General features: G+C 38.7%; 30 protein-coding genes and 1 pseudogene. 4 read left to right on the top strand and 27 right to left on the bottom strand.

All coding sequences use genetic code 11. The annotated features are described in order from the left end of the window. Positions 1-102: 102 nt before the first annotated feature. From BTO22_RS06410 to BTO22_RS06425, 3 genes are all read right to left on the bottom strand, one after another. Positions 103-636 (bottom strand): porin family protein, encoded by a 534-nt coding sequence (locus tag BTO22_RS06410; protein WP_258132472.1) that lies wholly within the window; start codon positions 634-636, stop codon positions 103-105. An 800-nt stretch (positions 637-1,436) separates the two neighbouring features. Then, positions 1,437-1,880, bottom strand: coding sequence for a hypothetical protein (locus BTO22_RS06420; protein ID WP_146107519.1), 444 nt, complete (start codon positions 1,878-1,880; stop codon positions 1,437-1,439). A 279-nt stretch (positions 1,881-2,159) separates the two neighbouring features. Continuing rightward, positions 2,160-2,630 (bottom strand): nucleotidyltransferase domain-containing protein, encoded by a 471-nt coding sequence (locus BTO22_RS06425; protein WP_146107520.1) that lies wholly within the window; start codon positions 2,628-2,630, stop codon positions 2,160-2,162. 87 nt (positions 2,631-2,717) lie between these two features. On the opposite strand from BTO22_RS06425, the gene BTO22_RS20140 reads away from it, so the two are divergent. Beyond that, complete coding sequence (locus BTO22_RS20140; protein WP_258132474.1) at positions 2,718-3,005, top strand: hypothetical protein; 288 nt, start codon at positions 2,718-2,720, stop codon at positions 3,003-3,005. Between the two features lie 89 nt (positions 3,006-3,094). Here the strand turns inward: BTO22_RS20140 and BTO22_RS06435 are convergent, their stop codons facing one another. Both BTO22_RS06435 and BTO22_RS20405 read right to left on the bottom strand, forming a co-directional pair. Beyond that, the gene (locus BTO22_RS06435; RefSeq protein WP_105054770.1) at positions 3,095-3,559 is read right to left on the bottom strand and encodes a GNAT family N-acetyltransferase; all 465 of its coding nucleotides are present in this window, start codon (positions 3,557-3,559) and stop codon (positions 3,095-3,097) included. Continuing rightward, positions 3,549-3,642, bottom strand: a pseudogene (locus BTO22_RS20405) (VOC family protein); the annotation flags it as partial. The pseudogene BTO22_RS20405 and the gene BTO22_RS06435, both read right to left, overlap by 11 nt. Positions 3,643-3,733: 91 nt before the next feature. Here BTO22_RS20405 and BTO22_RS06445 point away from each other — a divergent pair. Together BTO22_RS06445 and BTO22_RS06450 are read left to right on the top strand one after the other, a co-directional pair. Further along, entirely contained in the window at positions 3,734-4,006 is a 273-nt protein-coding gene (locus tag BTO22_RS06445) for a type II toxin-antitoxin system TacA family antitoxin (RefSeq protein WP_105054771.1), read from the top strand. Continuing rightward, the gene (locus BTO22_RS06450) at positions 4,003-4,509 is read left to right on the top strand and encodes a GNAT family N-acetyltransferase (protein WP_181044615.1); all 507 of its coding nucleotides are present in this window, start codon (positions 4,003-4,005) and stop codon (positions 4,507-4,509) included. The genes BTO22_RS06445 and BTO22_RS06450 overlap by 4 nt, the downstream gene beginning before the upstream one ends. Positions 4,510-4,703: 194 nt before the next feature. Here the strand turns inward: BTO22_RS06450 and BTO22_RS06455 are convergent, their stop codons facing one another. The 19 genes from BTO22_RS06455 to BTO22_RS06550 all read right to left on the bottom strand — a co-directional run bounded on the left by BTO22_RS06455 (position 4,704) and on the right by BTO22_RS06550 (position 19,886). Beyond that, positions 4,704-5,585: an NAD-dependent epimerase/dehydratase family protein gene (locus BTO22_RS06455; protein ID WP_105054773.1), complete on the bottom strand. Its 882-nt coding sequence runs from the start codon at positions 5,583-5,585 to the stop codon at positions 4,704-4,706. A gap of 125 nt (positions 5,586-5,710) precedes the next feature. Further along, the gene (locus tag BTO22_RS06460; protein WP_105054774.1) at positions 5,711-6,241 is read right to left on the bottom strand and encodes a GNAT family N-acetyltransferase; all 531 of its coding nucleotides are present in this window, start codon (positions 6,239-6,241) and stop codon (positions 5,711-5,713) included. 219 nt (positions 6,242-6,460) lie between these two features. After that, entirely contained in the window at positions 6,461-6,748 is a 288-nt protein-coding gene (locus BTO22_RS06470; protein ID WP_060994190.1) for a type II toxin-antitoxin system RelE/ParE family toxin, read from the bottom strand. Further along, positions 6,748-7,026 carry a type II toxin-antitoxin system Phd/YefM family antitoxin gene (locus BTO22_RS06475; RefSeq protein WP_105054775.1) on the bottom strand — a complete coding sequence of 93 codons (279 nt, stop codon included), beginning with the start codon at positions 7,024-7,026 and terminating at the stop codon, positions 6,748-6,750. Before BTO22_RS06475 ends, BTO22_RS06470 begins: the two co-directional genes overlap by 1 nt. Positions 7,027-7,486: 460 nt before the next feature. Then, complete coding sequence (locus BTO22_RS06480; RefSeq protein ID WP_105054776.1) at positions 7,487-7,801, bottom strand: helix-turn-helix domain-containing protein; 315 nt, start codon at positions 7,799-7,801, stop codon at positions 7,487-7,489. Continuing rightward, on the bottom strand, positions 7,788-8,120 hold the full coding sequence (locus tag BTO22_RS06485) for a type II toxin-antitoxin system RelE/ParE family toxin (protein ID WP_105054777.1): 333 nt from the start codon (positions 8,118-8,120) through the stop codon (positions 7,788-7,790). The genes BTO22_RS06480 and BTO22_RS06485 overlap by 14 nt, the downstream gene beginning before the upstream one ends. Before the next feature lie 209 nt (positions 8,121-8,329). Continuing rightward, a complete protein-coding gene (locus tag BTO22_RS06490) occupies positions 8,330-9,097 on the bottom strand; it encodes a hypothetical protein (protein ID WP_146107521.1) in 768 nt (255 codons plus the stop codon). Positions 9,098-9,251: 154 nt separating this feature from the next. Continuing rightward, positions 9,252-9,893: a hypothetical protein gene (locus tag BTO22_RS06495; RefSeq protein WP_016789468.1), complete on the bottom strand. Its 642-nt coding sequence runs from the start codon at positions 9,891-9,893 to the stop codon at positions 9,252-9,254. A 175-nt stretch (positions 9,894-10,068) separates the two neighbouring features. Beyond that, positions 10,069-10,287 (bottom strand): hypothetical protein, encoded by a 219-nt coding sequence (locus BTO22_RS06500; protein WP_105054779.1) that lies wholly within the window; start codon positions 10,285-10,287, stop codon positions 10,069-10,071. A gap of 14 nt (positions 10,288-10,301) precedes the next feature. After that, positions 10,302-10,580 (bottom strand): hypothetical protein, encoded by a 279-nt coding sequence (locus BTO22_RS06505; RefSeq protein WP_105054780.1) that lies wholly within the window; start codon positions 10,578-10,580, stop codon positions 10,302-10,304. Between the two features lie 234 nt (positions 10,581-10,814). Continuing rightward, positions 10,815-11,354 carry a GNAT family N-acetyltransferase gene (locus tag BTO22_RS06510; RefSeq protein WP_105054781.1) on the bottom strand — a complete coding sequence of 180 codons (540 nt, stop codon included), beginning with the start codon at positions 11,352-11,354 and terminating at the stop codon, positions 10,815-10,817. 244 nt (positions 11,355-11,598) lie between these two features. After that, a complete protein-coding gene (locus BTO22_RS06515; protein ID WP_105054782.1) occupies positions 11,599-12,615 on the bottom strand; it encodes a formate dehydrogenase subunit gamma in 1,017 nt (338 codons plus the stop codon). A 16-nt stretch (positions 12,616-12,631) separates the two neighbouring features. Further along, the gene (gene fdh3B / locus BTO22_RS06520) at positions 12,632-13,240 is read right to left on the bottom strand and encodes a formate dehydrogenase FDH3 subunit beta (protein ID WP_105054783.1); all 609 of its coding nucleotides are present in this window, start codon (positions 13,238-13,240) and stop codon (positions 12,632-12,634) included. 13 nt (positions 13,241-13,253) lie between these two features. Then, positions 13,254-16,109, bottom strand: a complete 2,856-nt coding sequence (locus BTO22_RS06525; protein ID WP_105054784.1) for a formate dehydrogenase subunit alpha — start codon at positions 16,107-16,109, stop codon at positions 13,254-13,256. A gap of 12 nt (positions 16,110-16,121) precedes the next feature. Next, positions 16,122-16,319, bottom strand: a complete 198-nt coding sequence (locus tag BTO22_RS06530) for a twin-arginine translocation signal domain-containing protein (RefSeq protein ID WP_105054785.1) — start codon at positions 16,317-16,319, stop codon at positions 16,122-16,124. 76 nt (positions 16,320-16,395) lie between these two features. Next, entirely contained in the window at positions 16,396-16,992 is a 597-nt protein-coding gene (locus tag BTO22_RS06535; protein ID WP_105055571.1) for a TorD/DmsD family molecular chaperone, read from the bottom strand. Positions 16,993-16,997: 5 nt separating this feature from the next. Then, positions 16,998-18,674, bottom strand: coding sequence for a 4Fe-4S dicluster domain-containing protein (locus BTO22_RS06540; RefSeq protein ID WP_181044573.1), 1,677 nt, complete (start codon positions 18,672-18,674; stop codon positions 16,998-17,000). Between the two features lie 203 nt (positions 18,675-18,877). Further along, the gene (locus BTO22_RS06545) at positions 18,878-19,444 is read right to left on the bottom strand and encodes a DUF3306 domain-containing protein (protein ID WP_105054787.1); all 567 of its coding nucleotides are present in this window, start codon (positions 19,442-19,444) and stop codon (positions 18,878-18,880) included. Next, a complete protein-coding gene (locus BTO22_RS06550; protein ID WP_105054788.1) occupies positions 19,425-19,886 on the bottom strand; it encodes a DUF3305 domain-containing protein in 462 nt (153 codons plus the stop codon). Before BTO22_RS06550 ends, BTO22_RS06545 begins: the two co-directional genes overlap by 20 nt. A gap of 152 nt (positions 19,887-20,038) precedes the next feature. Between BTO22_RS06550 and BTO22_RS06555 the strand changes: the two genes are divergently transcribed. Next, positions 20,039-20,878: a formate dehydrogenase accessory sulfurtransferase FdhD gene (locus BTO22_RS06555; RefSeq protein ID WP_105054789.1), complete on the top strand. Its 840-nt coding sequence runs from the start codon at positions 20,039-20,041 to the stop codon at positions 20,876-20,878. 105 nt (positions 20,879-20,983) lie between these two features. On the opposite strand, the gene BTO22_RS06560 is transcribed toward BTO22_RS06555, so the two are convergent. The 3 genes from BTO22_RS06560 to BTO22_RS06570 form a co-directional block, all read right to left on the bottom strand. Next, positions 20,984-23,101, bottom strand: coding sequence for an HD domain-containing phosphohydrolase (locus BTO22_RS06560; RefSeq protein ID WP_258132481.1), 2,118 nt, complete (start codon positions 23,099-23,101; stop codon positions 20,984-20,986). A 103-nt stretch (positions 23,102-23,204) separates the two neighbouring features. Further along, the gene (gene mltC, locus BTO22_RS06565) at positions 23,205-24,314 is read right to left on the bottom strand and encodes a membrane-bound lytic murein transglycosylase MltC (protein ID WP_105054791.1); all 1,110 of its coding nucleotides are present in this window, start codon (positions 24,312-24,314) and stop codon (positions 23,205-23,207) included. A gap of 238 nt (positions 24,315-24,552) precedes the next feature. Then, the gene (locus BTO22_RS06570) at positions 24,553-26,445 is read right to left on the bottom strand and encodes a methyl-accepting chemotaxis protein (protein WP_105054792.1); all 1,893 of its coding nucleotides are present in this window, start codon (positions 26,443-26,445) and stop codon (positions 24,553-24,555) included. Positions 26,446-26,794: the final 349 nt, after the last annotated feature.

Raw genomic sequence — 26,794 nt, forward strand, 5'->3', positions numbered from 1 at the left:
AACTATTACTCTACTCGGACCATTAGCAATTATATAATTTAAAGATAATACTATTTATATAAATCCAGTAATTCCAATAAACTATAGAGTCAAATATAAACGTTATTTAAACAATGAATTTAATTTATAACCAACAAGCAGTGAGATATCTTTTTGGTCTAAATCAGAGTGTAAATCAACCTCAGTATAGCGAATACCAATAAACCAATCTGTCATATTAAGGTCTGCCCCTACTCCATATTTAAAACCATACGATGTATCGTCCATTGATGGATCTGTTTTAAGCATTGAGTAGCCAATAAGACCATAAGCATCAAGATCAATAGATTCAGACAATTCAAATCTCTTTCCTAGTGGAATATTTGCTGATAATGCGTATTTCTCTTTAAGGCCAATTGAATCTTGAAGAGAGGAGTTTTGAATTATCTGACCTTCTAGTTCTCCACCAACAAAAAATGAATTTTCATAGATGTTTCTAGCGCCAAAGTACCCTTCAAATGCATCACCCGTTTTATCTGATAACTCATGAGAGGAGTAACCAGCAGCAATATAGACATCTTGATATTTGTCATTAGTTTCTTGTGCAAATGTTGAAAATGAACACACGGTTACAAGTAAAGGAAGTATTTTATACACTGTTTTATTCCATAAAAAGATTTTATTTCGTAGTTTACTTATAAGTGAAAAATGAAGACATAGCATATCCTCATTAAGTCTTTTCTGGATATGCTAAATTAGGCATTTGAATTCGCCTGTATCTAATCACTTATACCATAAAGCGATTCCTGTTATCCCAATTACCTGTGAACGGTTTTATGCGCTCACAGGGGGATTTTATCTGTAAGAAGGTACTGCCACGTGTAAATCAAACTTTATAACAGAGCCCTCATGTTTATTAGTTAATAATACTTTACAAATAAAAGATCAGCATAACCATACTCATTCTTCGGTTCATGCGTATAAACCTTCTCGTATGTTACGGGTCTTAGGTCTCCTCTGATGAAGCCTTTTTCTGTTCATGGACTTCAAAACCATAACTTACGAGCATGTCACCTAAATAATCGTTTTCTGGTTCTTTATCTTTCTCAAATTTCACCCTAAATACGTTCATCGAATTAGACAATTTCGGAAAAATGGAAAAAACAATCAGATTATCTTTACTTATTCTTAGCTCCCTAAAAAAACAGGATAAAGAAAAAGTATAATAAATATAATTAGCATAAAACTAAATGATAATTCATCATTTGATTTTTTAAGATAGAAATCAAACAAAAAAATGATTGGAGCACTTAACATATATACCCATAAAGTAAGTTCCACATTCTTATTTATCCAAAAACTAAAACAACATAAAAAAAATAACGAAATACGATGTGGCCATGTATTTGTAGTTAATAATATTAAGATAACAAATTCAGCAATAACAAAAAGAAAAGCTAATTGTGGCATGATGAACAACCACCTGAAGCAGATACTCCTAACCCACCGGCGGCAACAGTACCAAAAACTCCAGCTCCCATAATAGGAGTTAATCCTCCACCAACTGCACCAGAAAAAGCGCCAATCGCTACCTCTCTAAAACCAGCATCAGGGTTACTTCCTACCACAGCCATTGCCCCAACAACAGCTCCGCCTCCAGCATAGATCACAGCAGGAGCGATCTTTAAAGTAACCTTCTTTTTATCCAAGTCTCGAGCAACAATAAGCCCTTTTCCTTCCAAGCCAATAACGACACCTTTTGCATTATTAAGTGCAAACTTACCCGTAGTCGTTAAATATTCTTTTGGATATACAATGTATGACGATTGCTTTAAATCTATACTTTCAATTTTAGCGGACGATAAGTTAATAAATACCGCCTTATCAACTTTTGTCTGCAAGCAGTACCCATCATTCGTGTCTAAACTATAGTACTTCCCTAATTTTAATATATTACAATCATTAATATTGTATGCATCAGCATATGATTGTGGAGCCATTGTTGCCAAACAAAACACTGCGATCGTTCTAATTTTCATCCTAGCCATCCTTCTTATTATAAAATTAACAGAACAATAACACTGAATGATAACTATTACCAATAGTTAGTATGTTTTTAATGCCCACAGTAATTCGTTACACACAAAAAACCGAGCGTTGATAATCCGTCTTAAACACTGTTATACGTTTATGACAAATGCAGCCAATCTCTTCAATTTTTCAATATTTTGCGGTTCTTCATATACCTCTGAAAATAGTTCAAATGCAGCCTCATTATTGACTTTAAGCCATGAAAAACTTTGTTTGGCCCCAAGATACCAAAGTCCACGTAAGGTGAAGTACGCTTGTAAAAGATCAGATTGAAGCCACGCTTTTTTATAGTTGCCCTCAAGTCCACCTTTACATACTTGCTTTAAGATTTTTTGCCTTAATTCGATAAAATTCGCTTTATCTAAATCACTTAATGGTAGCGGGCCTTTTTGATATTCTTTCTCGACTTCACAAACTAACGTTTGACAAAGACCGCGTTTATCTATAACACAGTGCGCTTTATGCAATTTTATAAACTCAACAGCCTCATTCATCAACTCCGTTGGATATACCCAAGCGTCAATAAATACACCATGATGACTTCTCGTATGTTCGAACATTTCCGAGCCATCAACAAAACATGCAAGATCCACATCACTTTCAGCCGAGGCATCTCCTCTAGCTCATGAGCCATAAACGATTACAGTATGAGGATTATACTTTTCAACTATCTCATTTACCGCAAACTTTGTCGCCTTATCCATCATCAAATCAAGCCTCTGAGCTTTGATATTTACGTCGAAATTACGACTTTCCACGTCTACTTCTATGCAATAGAACTTACAGTAGCAAAGCCAGAAAAAGAATCGTTAATTATTGCCACTAATAAATGTATTGAGCTTTACTTAGAGCTTAGAGAAAATGAACAAATAGAAAGAAACATACAAGCACAAGAAATGTGCATTACCTACTTAAAGCAAGAAACTCAAGGGTAATGTGATATTTAGGGGATTGAGATATATCCCCTTTTCGTTGGTGAAAATTTGGTATAACGCCGCAATCACACGTTTACTGCGACATAGACTTAACTGAGTTTCTCCATCACGTAATTAACAAGCTTTTCACCACGAACTTCAATAGTTTGCTCATTAACCACGGTAAAACCAAAATGCTCATAAAATGGTTTGGCTGTAATACTAACTTCAGAATAAAAACGAGTAATGTTTAGATCTTTTCCTTGGGACATTACGTGATCCATTAAAGCACGACCTACACCTTTACCTTGATATTCATGATGGCAAAAGAAATGATCTATTAGGCCACTACTTTGCAAATCCGTATATCCAACAATTACACCATTAATTTCTGCGACAAATGGGTTTATCGTTCTCAATTTTGTTTTCCAAACTGAAAAATCAAATGATTCTGGAGCCCATGCTTCAACTTGTGATTGAGAATAGTCACGAGAGTTGATAATTCGGATTGTATTAAAAAAGATGTGCCAGAGAGCTTCCGCATCATTTTCAGTGTAATGTCTTATTAAAACCATAGAACCTCTCTTGCAATGATTTGGTTGATTCTAAGTCCTTTGCACCAAACTCTACATAATTTATGTTTTTCATGCTGATTCATTTCGTACCCCTTTTTGATTTCCCCGAGCGTGGTAAGTTGTGTTAATGCATTTGCTAACTGCGTGCCAAAGTGACACAGAATGGAGATTATTATGGCTACTGCATTACCTCGTATTACAGCACGTGTAGATATTGAGACACAAGAACTACTGTCTCAAGCTGCGGCTATTGCCGGTATGTCTAGCATTAACTCATTTGTGCTTAGTGCGGCTGTAGAAAAAGCAAAAACTATTATGGAACGTGAACGTGCCTTACAACTAAGTCAGCAAGATGCTATGAGTTTAATGACTGCGTTAGACCAACCAGCTAAACCAAACAGCAAATTACAAAAAGCCGCTTCACGTTACATGGATAAAACTCAATAATGAATACGGTCCAATTAGAAAAAACTAAACATGACCGAAATCGTTTTGATTGTGGTATTACCCCACTCAATAATTACTTAAAAGTTATGGCAAGCCAACAAGCTAAGAAAGACAATACTCGTACCTTTGTTCTTGAAGATAAACAATGTCCTGAGCACATTATTGGTTATTACACATTAACAATGATACCCATTGATATTCAGGATTTACCTCCTAAATTACAAAAGAAACATCACAGTGTAACTTCTGGTGGTTTGATTGCTCGCTTAGCCGTTGACCATAGATACAAAGGTCAAGGTTTCGGTGAATGGCTTTTGATTGATGCGCTTAGAAAACTATTAATGGCAAGTAAAACAGTCGCCTTCCCTGTTGTCATAGTTGACGCAAAAGATGGCGCTGAGTATTTCTATGAAAAATACGGATTTACCGCATTCAAAGACGCTGATAACAAACTGTTTATTACAATTGCAGACATTAGAGCCAGTATCGGTGAATTAATTTAAACCGAGAACCAGTTAACGAGACTGTAGGATTTCTCCCTCGCCCATTCTCAACCAAGATCCTATCCACATTTCATCATAATAGAAGATTGAATACACCAATATGCAATCTCCCTGAACTTCGAAGTATTAGTAATAAAAAAGTCTCAGCTTGAGGGGAAACTCCAAAACTGAGTTATTGACAGAATAGTCGTTTGTTAGCTGCGTTTCAAAATTGGTAATACTTCTGCTGTTTCAGTATCTAGCATTTCCAAAACACTTTCAAAACCATGTATAGGTAACCAGCCTAATTTCTCACGTGCGGACGATGAATCATATACGCGATCTAAGCTTTGAGGTAACTGCCAATTTCTTTGTTTAAATGCTAGTGCGATTTCAGGGCACTTACGTTTGATGACAGCTTCGGCATCAGTATATAGAGCTTCGCAATCAGAAAGATGAAAAGGTGTTGCCCCTGAGATTATAAAACGATTAAAACCGCTTAGCCGTTTTTCCACTGCACATAAATGAGCATTTGCTACATCGCGAGCATCAATACCACGAGTCAAACGAAATACTGCCATTAAATCCGCAGGCTCAGGAAAGCATCTCGACATTTGGAGCACAGTCACTGGAAACTGAAACAGATTTGAAATTTCTTCTAGCTTAGTCTCAGCCGCAATTTTACTTTTATGATAAATCGACTTGGGTTGCGGGATAACTTCCTCATCAACCCAACCTGCAATACTTTTAGGAGTCGAAGCATAGCCGTATAACGCTGTTGTACTGGTAAAAATAAAGTGCTTAATACCTGCTTTTACACCAGCCAAAGCCAGTTTTTCAGTCGCGTCTACGTTGATAGATTGAAACTCTGAATCAGGTACTAATCCAACATGAGGGGCATGAAGAGCCGCTGTATGAATGATGACATCGATATTTTCCAGAACCCCATCCATCATAGCACTATCACGAATATCACCGACGTAATCAGCTGTTGAGCAAGGCGTTTTATCAATGCCTACTACGTCATGTGTTCGCATTAATTTAATATAGATTGCACGCCCAACTCTACCCGCAGAGCCTGTTACCAAGATTCTCATTTACGACACCTTACTAATTGTTGACCTCAAAGCAGCTAACGCCACGTTAAACACAAAACCCAACGATAGAATGAAAAAAGCCATGCGTTGAAAATCTGTCTTAACGCATTAGTTATAATTTGTGGTTAAGACAACACACATTCGTAGAAAGTGACGCCATTGCCACCCTCTTGAGTTGCAACAAAACCAACTTTTTCAAGTAACTTTTCCGAAACTACATTTCCAATATCTACACCACCAATAAGTTTTTCTACTAATTGGTTATCACGACAGCTTTTAAGTAAACCAAATAATAACTCACTACCGTAACCTTGATGCCAACTAGGTTCAGCTAATAGATAACCTAAATGAGCTGTAGCATTATCTGATTCATAAAGGAAAACGAAACCAATAATCGGATCAAAACCTTTACGTTTAACTGAAAACAAATGGCTTTCTGATACCATTTTCAAAAGCCAAACTTCAGCATCTGATTCAGTATTAATATCATGAAAATATGGAGGTAATGCTCCAACAACCGAGGGAGAAAGTAAGCTAACAATTTCAGACAATAACTGTGACTTCAACAATCCTGACGCCAAATAAGAGTCAACATTTTCAACCTCAAGTCTCGTTGTCGTAAATGCTATAGATTTCAACTTTGAATTACTAATCATATTGTTACCTTAAAAAATTATAACGCACTGAAGACCTTGAACTATTATCTCTTGCCGCAGAACGAGAGAATGAAGAAACGATTTCGGTAAACATCCATGACTTATAAGTTAGATTTCAAAAAGAGCGCACAATTTACTATAAAGAAGTGGCTACGGGCTTGTTCTACACCCGGGATTTAACGCTGACTGCGCAGCGCTTAATCCTTATTTGTTATAATTTTATATATCAGCCATAGTCAGCAATTGACTACAGTTACGAACCGTTAAAATATTTATGCTTAACGTTACGCTATAAATAATGCGGTAATTACCAAAAATGATTTCACGATAATTCGCTTTATTCAGCTCAGGGACAAGACGACCCAACTCTGGAAATGAACCTAAATTCTCAGCTTTATCGAATACATCGTTAACCCATTTTTCTGCCGCTGATGGATTGTCTAATGCTATGTATTCTGCTGTCTGCCCTATTTTGTCTAAAGCAAGCGGCGACCAAATAACATTCATTAACGTAAGCGCCCTAAGATTTTAGAACGAGCATCGTCATTTGATAAACCTAAACCACTAGCGATTTGTGCTTCAGCTTGTTGCACCTCTTCCAGTAACTCTATTTTTTCTTGCATAGCTTCATACTCAGCAACGTCTAAAACAACAGCGACGCCTTTACCACGCTGAGTGATAACTAAAGGTCTACGAGTTTCGTTAATTTGACGAATAAACGACGCTACGCCAGCTCTAAATTCTGAAAGTGGTTGAATATCTTGGTCCAATCTTAGTCGAGTCATAATAGCACCTTAATTGTACTTAATTTTGTACCAATTATAGTGCAAGTATAAATATTCAGCAATACTAAGAAAAATTATAACGCCGCAATAACACGTGCGAACGCCTTAATTACCAAGCCAATTATACTCTAAACCACGAATGCCGAGTGTAATAGTATCGTGTTGATTGCTTTGTTGAACGAAGCCGCTTCGCGGCAAAGATAGCCGAAAGGCAAACATAATAAGGATAATGGCTGAGGTTAAACCAGAGGAGAAACAACATATAAGACGATTTTAAAAATAGCTAACCCATTGATAAAATTACCATCGTAATCTTATCTTGGCCTCACTCACCTTGAAAAAAGACTCAAGGCGATATGCCCACCAAACTAGATCGCACAATTTACTATAAAGAAGTGGCTACGGGCTTGTTCAACACCCGGGATTTAACGCTGGCTGCGCAGCGCTTGATCCTTATTTGTTATAGCTCAGCGATGTGTGACAGGGTTTCTGGATGACGCTGAACCAATTTTAAAAGGGTTACCGCTTGTCCATTTGGTGCGCTACGCCCTTGTTCCCAATTTTCTAATGTACGAGATGATGTATGCAATAAACGCGCAAACACACCACGAGACATATTAAATTGTTCACGAATACTCACGATTTCATTAGGTGAAATATCTAACTCACTAAAATCATTAACTTGATGATTTTTAAGGGTTAACTTACCCTCAGAATGTTCTTTAGCCTCAATAATAGCTGAACTTAACTCTGTAAATAGGTCACGATTGCTCATTACGCCACGCCTCCATAAAAGCCTTTAATTGTTTCTTTTGGTCTGCGGTTAAATCGGACATTTCATTCTTGCCATAAATTGTCAGCAAGTAGAAACGACGCTTTTCATCGAAGAAGTAGTAGATAACACGAGATCCGCCGCGCTTACCTTTCCCTTTACTTGCTACTCGAATTTTTCGCAAACCACCTGTACCTTGAATCACGTCACCTTGTTTCGGGTTAGACATTAATTCAGCTTGAAAAAGTCTAAACTCTTCATCGCTGAGATACTCATTACGGTACTTTTCAAATATGGTCGATTCGACAAATATACTTTTCATATGCAAAGTATACGCAAGTAACGTACAGATAGCAAAACTGTACGCTATTAACGTAGTTATAATTTTTTGAAAGCTATACTGACCTGAGCTATAACGCCGCGTTAAGTAGTGAGCAACGCAACCACTGAACTTGACCTATAGTACAGTAAACACTAAAGCCGATTAAGACCAAAAATGCCACGCGTTGCGAATCTGTCTTAAACGCTTTGTTAGGGCTTAGAACTACAACACTCAGCTTCTAGTTCCATGAACCCTTCGATCACGCCTTCACGCAAAGTGTTAACGAAGCTTTCCAATGGCAGCCAGTTTTCTTTATCTAGCCAAACAATTGGGGATTCTTTTTCAGATGGTGGATTTAATTCTGCATAGTCCAAAGGGAAATCTGTCTGGTGTGCCAGTTTATCTCGCAGGCTACGCCCTTTTGTAGAGTCAGAAATTATTGAAACCCATGATTTAGGGTCTTTTTTTAAGTCCTCAAAATAGACGGCAATTTCAGGCTTTGGGTCAACTTTTGATAGATCTTTTATTAAGGAGTTGAAACTATCATAGCTATTTTTCTTCAGCTCATAAGGAAGCCTTTTATGAATCACTCCTGTAGCGACGTCCATCGCAGAACGAGCAAGTAAAACAAATGACTCCAAATGATAATGTATTTTAACTGCGTCATCACCGAACAGAGCAGGAGCATCCTGTACTGTTGTTGAATAAAAATCACGTTCTGCTTCCAACGCCTGCTCGCTTGCATACCACATTACACACAACTTTCTACAACTTTGAGTAAGCTTAGTGTATTGATAATGAATCTCTTCCTCGGTCTCATCTAAGTTAAGAATCAAATCTTCTAAGTCTAGCCCTGGAAGCTGACGCTTTATATTAAGTGAAAGCCGTTCATTGATTTCCACCCTAGTATCTTCTGGAATACCGATCTTGTCACCAAATGGCTGCTCTGAATATACTAATATTTCTAATTCTTTCATTCTCGAAAATCTCTAAATTGAGGTGGAGCCCTAACGCCGCATTAAGGTGTGAGCGGCGCTTGGCTATACTTGAGCGAAGCAAAACTGCCAAGCGTTGTGAATCACTCTTAAATGCTTTGTTATAGGGCTTTTGGTAACAAATTATATTAACTAGCTAAACATCAAGTTCTCTAAGTAGTCTAAATATTTTAATTGCATGATCACGTGGTATCGCAAACGCAACAGTTAAATCGGTACACTCATCATCCCGATTAGTCCTTTCTGTAAATGTATGGACAATAGTAATATCAGGATCGTTAGACGTAGAAAACATATACCCACCTGCAATAGCATTGTATTTCTGAAAGTCCGATTTTCCATATCTACGACAAAAATCATTATATTCCTTTCCAACTTGTATCCCATACATTTTAGAAACACGATAAAGACAGAAGTGGTACAAATACCAATCTACAGATAATGCTAATTCCTTGTTAGTTTTAGCTGACTTCTCGACCCATTCTGTAACTAGAGCATCAGCCTCACTAGTGCATGCCATATGTAGTGCTTTGAAGTATATGACCATTTCTTCACCAAACTTTTCGCGTTTGAAGTCGTAGAATCCTCTCCCCCAATCAGTACCTATTTTAATTCGCTTTGCTTCACTAGCTTTCACGAGAATTAAACTTCGGCGCTCCCTCATATTCTGGGGGTAATTAATAGAATCAAGGTAAGCTTGAACCCCACTATTTTTAAGAAGACTAACGAAGATTGGAATTTCTTCTTTTGTTGGCAGTTCAAGTAGTTTGTGTGACATGCTAGTACTTACCTAATAATGAGAAATATTGATAGAGCCCTAGTCGTATCATGCACAACAATATGAATGATGACTAGCCCTATAACGCCGCATTAAGGTGTGAGCGACGCTTGGCTATACTTGAGCGAAGCGAAAACGCCAAGCGTTGCGAATCACTCTTAAATGCTTTGTTAGGCTAATCTTGCGTGTAGTCTTGCCCTAACATACCAAATTCAAACAACAGTGTATCGAGGTCCCCAAGTAGAGGATCGGTTGGGTATTTGCGTTTGGTATTTTCAATAACACGTTCGTAAAATCTGTAGTTAATAGTACCACGCGCACCTGTACTAACTTTACGCGCCTCTTTCGAGAACTCTGCTTTTAACCAGTTAATTTGCTCTGAAATTTCACTCACACGACACCCTACGGTTAACTGATAGAAAACAAACCCGTAGTTTTGAACATTTCTAGATATTTTGGATTCATCGACTTCAAATTTTTGTGAAGATCTTCTAACTGAAAACCATCTGCTAGCATGATTTGAACAACCATGTTGTCTTCAGAAGCAATTTCAGTACAAGAGAACAAATTAATGTCTTCAACAAAAGCGCGAATGTACATATCAGCTTCTTCATGCTCTGGAATGATCGGACGCTCGGGACGCAAATCTTCATCTTTCAGGTATTCAAGTTTTAATTGGTAACGCATCTTTACACCTCTTAATATTATCTATGTAAACACTACCACTTTTGCTTGTTTTTTCATACATTTGCCTAACGCTCTTTCTACGACAAAATGTCTTATAGTCCCCTACCAGATTTGTCGCTACTTATTCTATTAAGGCTTACTAGCCTTTTTCTTAAACTGAAATAAATCAACATCATAACAATTCGACATTCATCGCAGCATTCATGCTATGCGACAATCTGTCGCTTTATGCGGCTAGTTCAAAGACTGCTTTAATAAACCATAAATAGCATGGTTAATAATACGTCCATTGAGGTTTTCTCGATTAGAAATAATGCCTTCTAATATCATGCCTAAACGCTCACAAACCTTACGGCTTGGTAGGTTGTGCTCGCCTGCTGCAATTTGAATTTTCTCAAGCTGTAAATCTGTGAATGCAATCTCGATTAACTTAGAGACGGCACGAGTAATAATGCCCTTACCTTGGTAAGACTCACTAAGCCAATAACCAATTTCAGCCATTTTTAACTGGTGATTAATCGTATTGAAGCTAACATTACCAACCAACTCACCTTGGTAAATCATGGCGCAAACCATTCCTTTACCTTCGGCATAATCAAGTAACGATTTACGCACAAAGCGTAGAAAGAAATCCTCAGATTTAGCGTGTGACGGCCAAGCTAGCCATTGAGATAAATAGGCTTCTTCTTTTGAGACGATTTCAAAGTACTTTTTCGCAAAAGATGGCTCAATAAGTGCCAATTTCAATTCACTATCAACTTCCACTGTAAACATAAGTCATCCTTTGAGGTGGTTATTTATCTTGCGTATATCATACCCTTTCTTAGGTAGATTTCATGTTTTTCTTTCTGTTTTGTTGTTGTTCTCTAAACTTGCTAACACCTTAAGTTATTGATAATAATGACAACAAATTGAGTTGCATTAGTTCGGCTTTTGCTGAGCTACAGACAAAAAAACCGAGCAAGTTACCCTGCTCGGTTTTTGAATGTCGTATCAATTAAGAAGAACTAGATACTTACTACTTTTTGTCTTTTGGCTGATTCTCTGGTAAGTCTTTTACTTCTTCATACCATAAATCGTGGTGTTCTTTAGCCCATGTTTCGTCAACATCGCCTGTCACCATGCCTTCTAGTCCAGCTTCCATACCGAATAAACCGATGTAGATGTGGAAGATGAAACCACAAATCAAGATCAACGCTGCAAGCATATGGATTAAGCTCGATAATTCCATATCACGGCGTAATTGGCCGAAGATAGGGAAATCTAGTACAAACCCACTGATCGCTGCGATTGCACCAAACCAGATTAGAAGCCAGAAAATCGCTTTTTCACCACCGTTTGAGAAACCTGCTGATGGGTGCGAGCCTTTATGCTTACCAACCATACCGCCCATTTTCATGAACCATTGAATGTCAGTTTTGTTTACAATGGATTTTCTCCACCATTTCACTAAAACAGTCATTAATAGAATGCCAAAGATTGGGCCCATGTAGTTGTGATACTGCTTCGCGGCATAAATGATCATGCCCCAAATATCGGTCGGTAATACTGGCTTTAAAAAGTGCTTACCATAAACCAAACATAATCCACTGAACGCCAGTGTTAAAAACGTGAACGCCATGCTCCAGTGCAATGCACGGTCCATTTTGCTCCAACGTTGAATTCGACGTCCTGTTTTTGGTTTACTTAATTTTAGGGGACCGATGGTAAAATACGCCAAAGTCACCATTGCTAAACTACCAAAGATCGCTAATGCACCTAATGGTGACATCCACTTCTCTTTTAACACATACCACGTTTCACCTGCTGTACTGATAAGCACACCATGCTCTGGTGATTGTGAGGTCGTATAGCCTTCTTCGCCCTCTCTTACTTGACGCCAAAAATCAGCACCACCAAGTTGGGTCATTTCTTTCTCTGCACTTTTCGCGGCTACACTGTCATTTGCCATGCTAGGCATAGCAAATGTCAGTGTTAATGCTGCCAATACTGGCAGCAATAACGAAAGAGAAAGACGTTTTAGTTGTTTCAACATCGCTCTCTCCACCGGATTAGCTCTTAGTCGCATCGAACGATAAGTCTTCACCATTTGTCCAACCTGCGTCTTTCGCACCACGCTCTACAACACGTTGACGGAAGATGTCTGATACTTTTTCTGCATCACCAGCAAGCAGTGCTTTAGTCGAACATAGAGAAGCACACATTGGTAGTTTGCCTTCTGCAATACGGTTTGCGCCGTATTTTTCACGCTCTTCTTTTGATCCCGCTTCTGTTTCTGGTCCACCTGCACAGAACGTACATTTGTCCATTTTTCCACGCTCAGCAAAAGCACCCTGTTTAGGGAATTGCGGCGCACCAAATGGGCAAGCAAATAAGCAATAACCACAACCGATACAAAGATCTTTGTTATGCAATACAATGCCATCTTCTGTGTGTTCAAAACAATCCGCAGGACAAACCGCCATACAAGGCGCATCAGTACAATGCATACAGGCAACTGAGATTGAGGTTTCACCCGGTTCACCATCGTTTAGTGTTACTACGCGACGACGTTGGATGCCCCACTCTAGTGCATCATCATTTTCGTTTTTACATGCTGTGACACAGCCGTTACATTCAATACAACGCGTGGTGTCACATAAGAACTTCATTCTAGCCATTTTATATCACCCCTTACGCTTTCGTGATTTTACATAGTGTCACTTTGGTTTCCTGCATTTGTGTTACAGGATCATAACCATAAGTGGTTGCTGTGTTTGCTGCTTCGCCAATAACGTATGGAACCGTACCTTCTGGGTACTTGTTCGTTAAGTCTTCACCTTGGAATTTACCGCCAAAGTGGAATGGTACGAACGCTAAGCCCGGTTTAACACGACGTGTTACCATTGCTTTAACGTGAATTCGACCTTTCTCTGCACCTTCAACCCAAACCATGTCACCGTCTTTAAAGCCGATGTCGTTTGCGTCTTTCGGGTTAACTTCGACAAACATTTCTTGTTGAAGCTCAGCAAGCCATGGGTTTGAACGCGTTTCTTCACCGCCACCTTCGTACTCAACCAGACGACCAGATGTCAGAATAATTGGGTATTCTTTTGACTTGTCTTGATCTTGAATTGTTTTGTACAACGTTGGAATACGGAAGTTAGCCGCGCGGTCATCCCATGTTGGGTAATCAGCAACTAAATCACGACGTGGTGTGTATAACGGCTCACGGTGCTGTGGAACACGGTCAGGGAACGTCCATACAATCGCACGTGCTTTTGCATTACCAAATGGCATACAACCGTGTTTAATTGCAACACGTTGAATACCACCAGATAAATCGGTTTTCCAGTTTTTGCCTTCTGCTGCTACTTTTTCAGCCGCAGTCAGATCGTCCCACCAACCAAGTTGCTTAAGCAGTTTGTCGGTGAATTCTGGGTGACCATCTTCAATTTCACACCCTACTGGGTAGCTGTCTTCAGCAAGTAGGCTTTCACCTTCAAATTCCACACCAAAGCGGGTACGGAAGTTACCGCCACCTTGCGCTACAGGTTTAGACGTATCATAAAGAATGTGCGTACCTGGGTGCTTCATTTCTGGTGTACCCCAACAAGGCCAAGGAAGACCGTAGGTTTCACCGTTTACAGGTCCACCTTCTGCTTCTAGCGTTGTTTTGTGGAACGTATGCCAGTTCATTGTGTGCGCTTTAATACGCTCTGGGCTTTGGCCTGTGTAACCAATTGTCCACATACCTTTGTTGAATTCACGGGTAATGTCTTCAATTACAGGTTGGTTATTCTGATCAATTTTGATGTTTTTGAACAGTTGATCTGAGTAACCTAACTTTTTAGTCAGTAGGTACATGATCTCGTGGTCAGGTTTTGATTCAAACAACGGCTGAATCACTTGCTCACGCCATTGGAATGAACGGTTTGATGCGGTTACAGAACCGTGCGTTTCAAACTGCGTTGTTGCAGGAAGAAGGTATACGCCATCGGTACGATCGTTCATTACTGCTGCAACGGTTGGGTATGGATCGACGATAACCATCATATCCAGCTTGCTCATTGCTTTTCTGATCTCAGTACCACGTGTTTGTGAGTTTACTGCGTGACCCCAGTAGAACATTGCACGGATATTGTCGTTTTGTTCGATGTTTGCTTTATCTTCTAAAACACCATCAACCCAACGAGATACAGGAATACCAAAGTTATTCATTGGCGTTTTGCCGTTGTATTTACCTTGGTCGAATCGGTTTTTAACCCACTCGTAATCTAGATCCCATACTTTAGTCCAGTGTTTCCATGCGCCTTCACCAACACCGTAGTAGCCTGGAAGCGTATCAGAAAGAACACCTAAATCCGTTGCGCCTTGTACGTTATCGTGACCACGGAAGATGTTTGCGCCACCGCCTGATTTCCCCATGTTACCAAGAGCAAGTTCTAGGATACAGTATGCACGTGTGTTGTTGTTACCCGTAGTATGTTGAGTACCACCCATACACCAAACAACACAGCCTGGACGGTTTTCAGAAAGCAGTTTTGCTGTCTCAAACACTTCTGCTTCTGTAACGCCAGTTACACGCTCTACTTCTGCAGGGTTCCATTTTGCTACTTCTGTGCGGATCTCATCCATACCAAACACGCGTTGGTTAATGAATTCTTGATCTTCCCATTTGTTTGCAAATACATGCCACAGTACGCCCCAAATAAAGGCAACATCTGAACCCGGACGCAATGAAACATAGTGATCCGCTTTTGCTGCTGTACGTGTACGACGTGGGTCGGCAACAACGATCTTACAACCATTCTTCTCTTTTGCGATCAGAATATGTTGCATTGCCACTGGGTGAGCTTCTGCTGGGTTTGAACCAATGAACAGCATAGATTTACAGTTATGCATGTCATTAAATGAGTTGGTCATCGCACCGTAACCCCAAGTGTTTGCTACACCGGCTACTGTGGTTGAGTGACAAATACGCGCTTGGTGATCGACGTTGTTTGTACCCCATAGTGACGCCATTTTACGGTACAAATACGCTTGTTCATTATTGTGCTTCGCAGAGCCTAACCAGTACACTGAGTCTGGACCTGATTCTTTGCGGATCTCAAGTGTTTTGTTACCGATCTCTTCAATCGCTTGATCCCAAGACAGTTTTACCCATTTGCCATTTTCTAGCTTCATTGGGTATTTTAGACGACGTTCGCCATGACCATGCTCACGCAGTGCTGCGCCTTTTGCACAGTGACCGCCGGCGTTAAATGGGTGATCGAATGCTGGCTCTTGTCCAGTCCATACGCCATTTTGTACTTCAGCGTAGATACCACAACCTACAGAACAGTGAGAACAAATGGTACGTTTCACTTCTGTTGGTGCATCAACTGGCACTTCTTTCGCTTGTGCTTTTTTCATCATGCTTGGAACAAACATACTTGCACTTGCAACTGCACCCGCAGCAATACTTGAAGTACGCATGAACATACGACGTGTAATGCCCAGCTGGTTCTCTTGCTTTTGTACCGAATCGGAACGTTTAGTCAATTTCATTATAAAGCTCCGTTATAGGCTATCGTAATAATCACGAATATGTTGAGTTTCACGATATCCATCGCCTTTCTTCTCAACGTCTTTTTTATCCGTTATTGTGTTTGCACTTGCTGTCCCTGAAACCGCAGCGGCTACTGTTCCTACGGCTGCAGCAGTTGCAAGGCCCTTCAGTACATTTCGGCGGTTTAGGTCCGTTTTGTTATTGCTCATTCAATGCTCCTTTGCTTCCAATTAACTTGGAATGGGCGTCTGTTTTTATGGTTTTAATTCTGTTTTTAGTAACCGCTTAAATCGCCGTTACTTCAATCTCATTTGGATTTTTTGCAAAACGTGTTTGTTCAACGGTAAAGAACGCCTCAACTAGACACGCCACTGACTTATAGAAATCTGCATTTTCAGCGTTATTAATTTGCTCGCATAGAGAGACATACCAAGGTTGAATATGACGATTAAAGAAGCGTTGTTGCAGAACTTCTGCATCACCCGCTTCAATAAGCATAGCCATTACCTCACATAATGCTGAGATATGATCTTCTGGCTCTTTTACGTCATCTGCGCGCTCAAAACCTAATTGCATTAAGTCTTGGCGAAGTGCGACTAATGGTTTTTCCATTAATGCGCCCGCAACATGCCATGAGCCAAACGGCATCACTTCACCACGGCCAACGCCAATGAATAAGTTTTGGTATTCGTCTGTTAGTGCTTCTTGATTCGATTCTTGAGCGGCTTTTGATACTGCTGCCCACGCTTGGCTCATCTCATGGTTTTCATTGCTTTCCACTTCAAGCGTACTTAACCAATCAATCACCATTTGATCAGGTGCAATACGAAATAAATGCGCTAATAAACCATAGATTTCTTGTCTTACTTGTTGTTCATTCATGGTCATTACACCTTTAATTGTTTTTCTGGATTTGCTGATAAATCGACGAAGATATCTTTCACTCGACAATCTTCACACATGTATAAACGGTTAATTGAGGCTTCATCACTAAAATGAGGGTTACCTTGTAACTTTGTTCTTAGCATTTCAATCATTGATGCAGGAGCAAACGGTTTGCCACACGTTAAACAACATGCTGCATCTTCTTTATGCATTATTTGTGTTTCTTGACGCTGTGCTTGGCTCCAGTTCATTTGCACTTTCATGCTCAATACTTTTTCTGGACACGCATTCACACACAAGCCACATTGAACACAATCTTGCTCAATGAACTTTAAGGTTGGAGAATCAGGATCACTGTGTAATGCACGCGTTGGACATACTGCGACACAACCCATGCACAACGTACAATCTTTCGTTTCACAGCTCACACTGCCATAAGGCGCATGAGAAGGCAGAGACTGAATTTCTGTAATTTCGATATTATTTGAAGCCGCATCAGCAGCTAAGTGATCTAACGCCCCCATTAAGCGAGCACGTTTATTACCTTCTAAAGGTTGTTCAATTACCGCTAATGGTGTATCGATAAGCGTCATTTCGTGTAACGCTTCCATGTAAAGCACTTGGATGCGTTGAGGATCTAACTCTAGTTGAGATAAGAAAGTCTGTGCAATTTCTACTTCTTGCGTTAATACACGTTGAATGGTTTCTGGCATTCTGCGGCTGGCAATAAACAGAACTTGTGCAGCCCCATTAACTAACGCAGAGAACCATGTATCAATACCGACAGAAAGAAGCTCATCAAGAACCACAGGGATAACATGATCTGGCATGGTTTTAAGAGCCATGACATTGAAGTTTTCATGACGATCACTACAGAAAGCGATAATTGGTGTTTCACCACCCTCTTTCTTATAGTTCGCTAATAAACGAGACGCAAAGTTTTGTGTTTTCTCAGCTTCTGGTAACGCGTAGCTGATCGCTTCGGTTGGACACGCAGTGGCACACGTACCAACACCTTGACAAAGGTATGGGTTAATTTGAATATGATGACCGCTTTCGGCAGTACCTTCACTGGTTAATGCGCCAGCAGGACATGCATCAACACAACGCTCACACCCTTTCACGCCACGAGAACTGTGCGCACATAAATCTGGGTTTAAACGGAAATATTTTGGTTTATCAAACGTTCCAACTAAACCTGGTAACTCGTCTAATACTTGAGCTAGCGTTGGATAACCACGACCGACTGGATAGTAACCCGGTACTGGCACTTGCTCTGACATTACGCTGTCTAGTTTCATGTCTAACACAAGATCAAATGCAGTTGCACCAATGGTTGCTTTTGCTAGATTAACGCGTTCACCATTTAGCGTACACTCAACATCAAATGCACCTAAAAAGCCTTTTACTGATAATTCTTTGGCAAAGTAAACTGTACGCTCTGATTCATGTGCTTGATTTTCTGATTCAGTAGAGACAAGCGTGATGCTGTTTAAATCAGTAAACTGCTCAGCAACATCAACAATGATGCGAGTAGGTCCGATAATAACAAGGTTGCCACGGCTTTCGTAACTTACTGTTGGTGGGATCAAGTTGTTCAGCTCTACCGTTTGCGAAATAGCAAACTGACGTGCTTTGGCATTTGTTGTTTCAGATTGTGCTAAAAATTGAGATAACATTGCTTCACCTATTCTTGACCCCATTTGGGCCTATTCAGCTCTATGACTGGTTTCTAGGTGTTATATCGCAATAACCGTACCAACTTAATGGATAATAAATAATTGTATTAATAGGAAGGAATGCTGTTTTTTTGCACTAATTTGGTCATTTCATTTAGCAGAGGGACATTTTGTCTCAAATTGGTTCAAAATGTCCCTATTATCTAGGTGGTCTTTTTTGTCTCACTTTCTTGTTCTTTATCGCTTGCAAATTGTTGATATTTATTATCATTCGCGTTTAATGCATCACTGATTTCTACATCATCAACTTCCTGTTCAGCTAACAGTTCAGGATCTAACTCGCTTTCTTCTTCCTCTACGGGCTCCACCATCCAATCGCGCAATTTAGCCGCTGTTTCGCTATCTAGCTTTGGTGGTGTTGAGTAGTTAGGCTCATCTTCCATCGCAAATTCTGGATTTAGAAACATCTTACGCAATGCGGCCTTTTTTAAATTTTTATCGACTCCTGTTGCCATAAACTGACTGACATTACTGGTGCCATTAATACTAATAAGGTCATCTTCTGTCGGTAAATCTATACGTTTTTCTGTAACCTTTTTTTCCTGTTCAAGCAGATCAACAGCCTCTTGCTCTGCCTGCGTATCTACTAACTTCTGAGTTGAAATCAGTTCATGTTCTTCAGGAATAACAACAGAGGCTTCATCACTAACTGATTCACCTTGCTGAACTTTTCGCTTTCTTAATGACCATCTACTTAGGAAGTTGCTCACTTGCGCGCCCCGCACCTTTACGTTTCTTTCTACGAACTTCTATCAGTTCACCATGTTTACCAATAAAGGCTTCTAACCATGCTTGCATTGGCAATGGCATACCAATAGATAACACAACATAATCACCATCCATATATTGTCCAATCATACTTTGCGAAACCGTGATCATTACTGGCGTTAATACGTCGTTATCATTTTCAAAAGCAAAGAATAATTTAGGGTCTTGTGAACTCAGGTTAAAACGATAATCGGTCCTTTCGTCACGGAAAATCTCTAAATTACGCTCAAATAAAACGGCATTACTTTGAGCCGCGGCTTCTGCGCGTTCATAAAGGTGAATATCACCAATATGCCAAGAAGGAGCACTCCAACGACCGACTTTTTTAATCTCTTCAATTACTTCAAATTGCAGTGGCCAAACGCTTTCTGTCTTCTGTTCCACAAGTTACCCTTCTTTTTATGAGGTTTTTTATCGCTATTGATAATATAAAGCAATCCTTATACCAACAGCGTTTTATTTCTAATTTATCCTGTGGTATAAATTTTGCGTGTAATAAACCAATAACCTTAAATTTCACTAATTTGGAGCTTACTTTGAGCCAATCACCAAGAATAATAACTACTGGCGCTGTACCTAAACAAACTCTTACTGTAGATGTTTATGATGAATACGGTGAGAAGCTGACAAAAGAAGTCGCCTGCGAACAACCATTAACGGTTATGCTGAATTGGCAAGAAGTCGTAACGTTAATGACTCTGGGTGCTCGCCCTGCTGAACTCGTTATTGGCTATTTAAAAAACCAACACTTTATTAGTGATGTGACGCTATTAGAATCCATCATGATTGATTGGGAAACAAAAACAGCGGCGGTGAATACTAAAGAAACCACTGAGCACGTTAAAGAGAATTTAAAGAAGAAGACGGTTACCTCTGGCTGCGGTCAAGGCACCATGTATGGCAACGTAATGAAGCAACTTGAGAATTATCAAGTACCTCAAGTAACGATTAATCAATCGGACCTATATGCCTCTTTAGAAGCACTGACCTATCACAATGACACTTATAAAGCCGCTGGTGCCGTTCATGGTTGTGCGATTTGCGAAAATAACCAAGTACTTTCATTTGTGGAAGATGTAGGCCGCCATAACGCAGTTGATACTCTTGCAGGTGAGTTATGGTTAAACCGTGGTACTGGCGACAATAAGCTGTTTTACACCACAGGTCGTTTAACCTCTGAAATGGTGATTAAAGTCGCTCAAATGGGCATTCCCGTTCTACTTTCTCGCTCAGGCGTAACACAAATGGGTTTAGATTTAGCTCAGAAATTTGGTATTACCATTATTGCTCGTGCTAAAGGTAAGCGCTTCCAAGTGTTTGCTGGGCATGAAAAAATCAATTTTGATGTGAAAGGCGAAGCTGCGCTTGGGGATTAGTCTCAAGGGACGAGTATTTAGGGGCTAGGTTCTAGGAAAAGCAGGAACGAGTATTTGTTTTCTTTTACTCGTCCCTAACCCCTAAAAACTAGCCCCTGCTTCTACCTACTGATTATTCTCAAAAATAGCTCTGAACTCTTCATGATGATGTAAAAATAGATCAACAATTATTGGATCAAATGAGACGCCTCGCTCTTCTGCAATTATCTCGATTGCAACCTCATGAGTGAACCCTTCTTTGTACACTCGCTTTTGTCTTAACGCATCATACACATCAACAATACTTACGATTCTTGCTTCAATTGGAATATCTTTACCAGCAAGATGTAAATACCCTTTTCCATTCCACTTTTCATGATGATAAAGCACAATGTTTTTGGTGATTGTACTTAATTCGGTATTCTTTATGATCTCATAACCAATGTTAACGTGTTGCTTCATCACATCGAATTCATCAGGATCAAGCTTACCCGGTTTCTTTAGAATGTAATGAGGGATACCAATTTTGCCGATATCATGCAGAGAAGCAATCATGCGAATGTCCTCTACGAAGGGCTTTGGCATATTCAACAACTTAGATAAATGCTCAGAATAAGTATTTATCCGTTTGTTATGCTCACTCGTTTCCTCATCACTGTACAGTGATGCCATTTCTAATGAACCAATTAAAGATTCATTCATAGTAAGAAGGCGAGCCTGTGCTTTTTTAGCGATAAAATCTCGAACCAATAAGAGACTGATAATGAAAAGGCTGCCACTTAAAATACTAATTAATAGCCACAAGTCATTTCTTTGATATTTTTCATTTTCATTTATATATATATTCTTAATTAATCGTTCATTATCTGAACTTATCGATATAAGATTGATTGAATCAAACAATGCCTCATATTCTTTTTTTACCGCAATATAAACAGAGACTTTTTCAGTTAATGTTCCCGCTGTTTTTAGATCATACATGTCATGATTAATAGTATGATTTAACAATAATCGTTGGTCACCAAAGGCATAATCTACTCGCCCATCATTTACCGCTTTAATAATTTCATTAAAAGTATCAAAAAATACCATTTTAACATTTCGCGTATTATTCTTTACGTAGTCATAGTAATACGCATTCTTTAACATTCCGACGGTTGAATAATTCACATCTGCAATTCGAGATATAAAATTGCCTTCTAGTTTATTAAAGACAGAAAGTTCAAAACTATAATAAGGCTTCGTTAAAAAGTAATTATCGGTTATGCATTTATTTTCAAATGCAGAAAGTAGAATGTCATAATCATTGCAGTCACCAAGAGTTGGCTCTGTAAAATTTACTACGTCTTTAAAAATCAATTTAATGCTATCAAAGAGCGTTGGCGCGATACCATGATATTGATTGTTTATAAGATAACTGGTTGGAAACTCATTAAACCCATAACCAACACTGATCTCTAATCCTTTAAGCTCTTCACTCTTTTTAAATAAATAGATGAAATAATCTTCACGAGACTTTTTCACCATTTCTTTTACTTCTTCTGACGTTAACTCAGTAAAATATTTAATTAAAATAGCATATAACTCACTATGCTCCTTAGAAATAGCAAATGAGGTATATAAATTCTCCAGTCGTGGCAAAGAAAGCGTTGGATAAGCTTTATCTGTAATCACCTGTGTATCTGCTACAAAAGCATCAATATCTCCAACCTGTAAAGCTGACGTTAGTTCATTTAAATTCTTATACTTAACAGGTATATAGTGTATTTCACCTTCGTATTGATTCACAAAATTAGTTGTAGAATACCAATCATCAATAAGGCCAATTTTTTTATGGTTTAAGCTCACTAAGTCTTTAATATTTTTAGTATCTTTAAAGAAAACCTTAGTGCTTACTCGATATAAAGTAGGTACAAAAAAGTAATTTTCACGTCTTTCTTTTGTATTCGCAAAATCAAAATATGCACCAGAATCTAAATTCTTAAACTTATTATGTAATAGGTCAACATCCTCAACATATATAGTAAAGTATGTGCCTAATTTCTTATTAATATCATCTATTAAATTCTTATAAAGACCTTTCGTTTCTCCATTTTCAATAAAGAGCAGTCTTGAGTCATAGTCATCATTATAAAATATGAAATTATTATTATTTTTTAACCATGTACCTTCTTCTTTTGTTAAATCAATTGACCATAAAAATGAAGAGTAAATATATAGGATAAAAACGAAAATTCGTTTCAATTTATTAGCACCATAGCAATAATTATAGGCACGAGAAATGCAATAAATCATATTAGCAACATACTGAATTTGATTTATTACACTTCTCAATAAAAAATCTTATTTATGCTTTCTCATTAAATTCTTTTTGAAACTTCAGTACTTTTTCTAGATAACGTCGCGCTTCCGCTTTTGGATGTTTATTCGTTAACGCCCAATATAATTGACTTGGTTGTAAACTATTAATCTCATTAATCGCTTTCGTTTTACTCGGATCAAATGTCGAAAACACACCACCAGAGCCACCATTATAGGCCGAGATCATGCTGTAATGTTTATTTGTCCCATGAGTGATGTCTCTTAGATAGCGGTTCTTTAAAATATAAAAATAGGCCGTACCCGTATCAATGTTGTTTGCGGGGTTAAACAAGTATTCTTTGGTTGGTATACCTGACTTATTTTTTACCAATTTAAATACATCTGCCCCTGCCGTTTTTGGGATTACTTGCATTAACCCATATGCCCCAGCATGGCTTACTGCATAAGGGTTAAAACTACTTTCAGTCTGGATAATGGCATAAATTAAATCGATTGATATATCGTATTCTTTCGATGCTTTTTTGATCAAATCTGCATATTGGAATTCACGCTGCTCTAAATGATCATCTACCATTGAGATCTCAACGTAATACGCTTTACCATTTTTAATGGTTTTAGATTGCAGTTTGTTTTCAATTAAATAATCTGCGTATTTCCCTGCTCTCCAAGGCCATTCAATGTCTTTATTCTCTTGATCTTTAATTTGACCAAGTAAAAAAGGACGGCCACGTAAAGGGATTGACTTATCACTAAACAAATCCACATGTGATGGATCTGCAGGCATTAAAACTGTGCCTATAATGGCTTTTTTAAGAGTTTCTTTCGGTTGATATTGAGAAATGGTTGAGACGTAAATTTTACCTTTATCAAAATCAATATGTGCACGTGTACGGTAGCCATCAAGATACTTAACGTAGCGATGCTTACCCGCCTCTAAAAACTCTTTATCGCCCCACTTGTTGTTTACTTGATTAGCAAGGTTAGATAATTGCTCTTCTACTGATTGAGTTGGTTTTGATAGGCCACCACTACAATCGCATGGTTCTGAATTTGATTGATTGTAATTACTATCGAAAATTGGAGTACAAGAAACTGTTGCTAAAGAGATAACAAGAGCAAATAATACGTTTTTCATTTATGTCCTAAAGGTGTATTCATCTTTATTTTCAATACACTAGAATAATTAACACATTGGGTGTTAGCCAGTAAGGAGGCGTATTCTACACCTTGTTTTACTTTTGGGAATAGTTAATGAAAGATGTTTATCAAATATTTTATAAGTTGTTCCTCCCTCTTTCTTTTTGAATGGAAATCACATTTTTTTGACACAAAAAAACCGTCAAAAAATGACGGTTTAATTAAGTTGTTAGCGTTTAAAGTTTATAACGTTTGATCTCTTCTTCTAATGAATCAGCTAACGATTTTAATGCCTCTGCTTGCTGTGCTGCGATTTCTGCTTCACTCGCCATTTGGTTTGCAACTTCTTGCACTCCTTCTGTATTGCGACTGATCTCAGCGGTCACGCTTGATTGCTCTTCAGCTGCTGATGCTATTTGCGTCGCCATGTCGCTAATCACATTAATTTGAGTCGCTATATTTTCAATACTCATGCCTGCTTCATCGACATCTTTCACACTGGTTTCTGCCAAGTGATGACTGTCCGACATAACAGAGACGGCCTCTTGCGTTGTCGACTGTAATGTTTCAATCATTGATTGAATTTCTTCTGTTGAGGTATGAGTTCGTTGAGATAATACACGGACTTCATCAGCAACGACTGCAAATCCACGCCCTTGTTCTCCAGCTCGTGCAGCTTCAATTGCAGCATTTAAAGCTAGTAAGTTAGTTTGCTCTGCAATCGAACGAATAGTGGCAAGAATTGAGCTGATCTTTTGTGCATGACCATCTAAGTCTTCAATGATCCCTACAGCGCTATTTACTTCTCGCGCTAAGTTACCAATAGAAGATTGGCTTTGATTAACTTGCTGATGGCCTTCTTGGGTTAAACCTACCGCTTGTGATGCTGACTTCGCCGTATTTTCAGCATTACCTGCAATTTCTTGTGTCGCACTTGCCATTTCTGTTACCGCAGTGGCAACCATAGTAATTTCATCTTGTTGCTGACGAATATTCTCACTTCGCTGAACTGCCGAATCTTCGGAGTCCGCCGCAGAACGATTAAGCTCTAAGGTAATTGCACGTAAGTTCGATGCCATAGTATGTAAACGAGAAACAAACTGGTTGAAATTTTCAGCCAATTTACCAACTTCATCATCTGATTTAACATTGATTCTAACCGTTAAATCGCCTTCCCCATTAGCAATATCTGCAAGTGCTTCCGATACCGTACCAAGCTCACGTAGTTGACGAGTCACTAACCAACCTGTAAATAAGGAAACAAACAATAAGATCAAGCCACCGATAAGTAATAACTTAACAAGCATGGCATTTAATGGCGCCTCTAGAGTTTCTTGGTCCATAACCAATGCAACAGCCCAATTAGTATTTGGAACGGCTGTTATCATCACTGCTTTTTCTTTATCATCTTGCTTGGTAAAGAAAAAACCATCCGATGCAATTTCACTGCTTAAATTGGTCGCATCAAAACCTTGACCGAGTTCTGAAATAGGTTTTAACGCCATTTTCTCATTTGGATGTGCAACAACAATTCGGTTACTCACATCTAAAAGCATGGCATAGCCATTTCCTGGAACTGAAATATCAAGAACATCTTCGATTAAAGCACCAAGTGCTAAGTTGGATCCTGTTACCCCAATGATTCGGCCATTCTCACGAACAGGTTCAGTTAACGTCACTACTAATGCTTGCATAGTGTGACTAACATAAGGTTTTGTTGTAATCGCTTTATTTGCGGCTAATGTTTCTTTATACCACCCTCGTGTACGAGGATCGTATCCAGCTTTATTTAGCGATGGATCTTGGCGTTGCATAACGCCTTCTGCATCACCGTAATAACTCAAACCAAAACCACCAGAAGTAAACGTTTGTTTTAAATGTGCAACCATATCTAGATTTTGGTCGCGCTCAATCGCTTCTTTCATTGCTGTAATCGCATCTTGACGACCTTTAAACCAATCACCAATACCTAAACTGTATGCTTTTGCGGTATTTCCACTTTCACTACGAATAGAATCCCACGCTTGTGTTTTCATTGTTTGGTAGGAAAAAGTACCTAGCGATATGATCGTTAAAACAATCAGTGCGACACTTGTTAAAACAAGCTTAATTTTTAAGGTTAACTGCATAATAAATCTACTTTTTTGTAATTATAAATAATATAAAGCAATGCTGGATTATCAGTGGAGCCTACACCTCACCCACACTGCATAACTCATTAATGAAACAAGTGGTTACATTACGAATCATAGTAACAGCATCTACATTTTTAAATGTGTCCTTTTTCACAAACAGAACCCAAAAACAAGCGAAAATTTACGCTTGATTTTTGATAAAGAAAACACTTAGCATCATAAATACACACACTTAACACCGAATTTACAACTTACTGAAACATAATGGTTATTTATATGTTTATCATTAAAAAACCCAACAGTATGAATAATTGTTGGGTTCAAATATAAAAGTGAAATTATC

The organism is Aliivibrio sifiae (assembly GCF_002954705.1).
Lineage (GTDB): Bacteria > Pseudomonadota > Gammaproteobacteria > Enterobacterales > Vibrionaceae > Aliivibrio > Aliivibrio sifiae_A.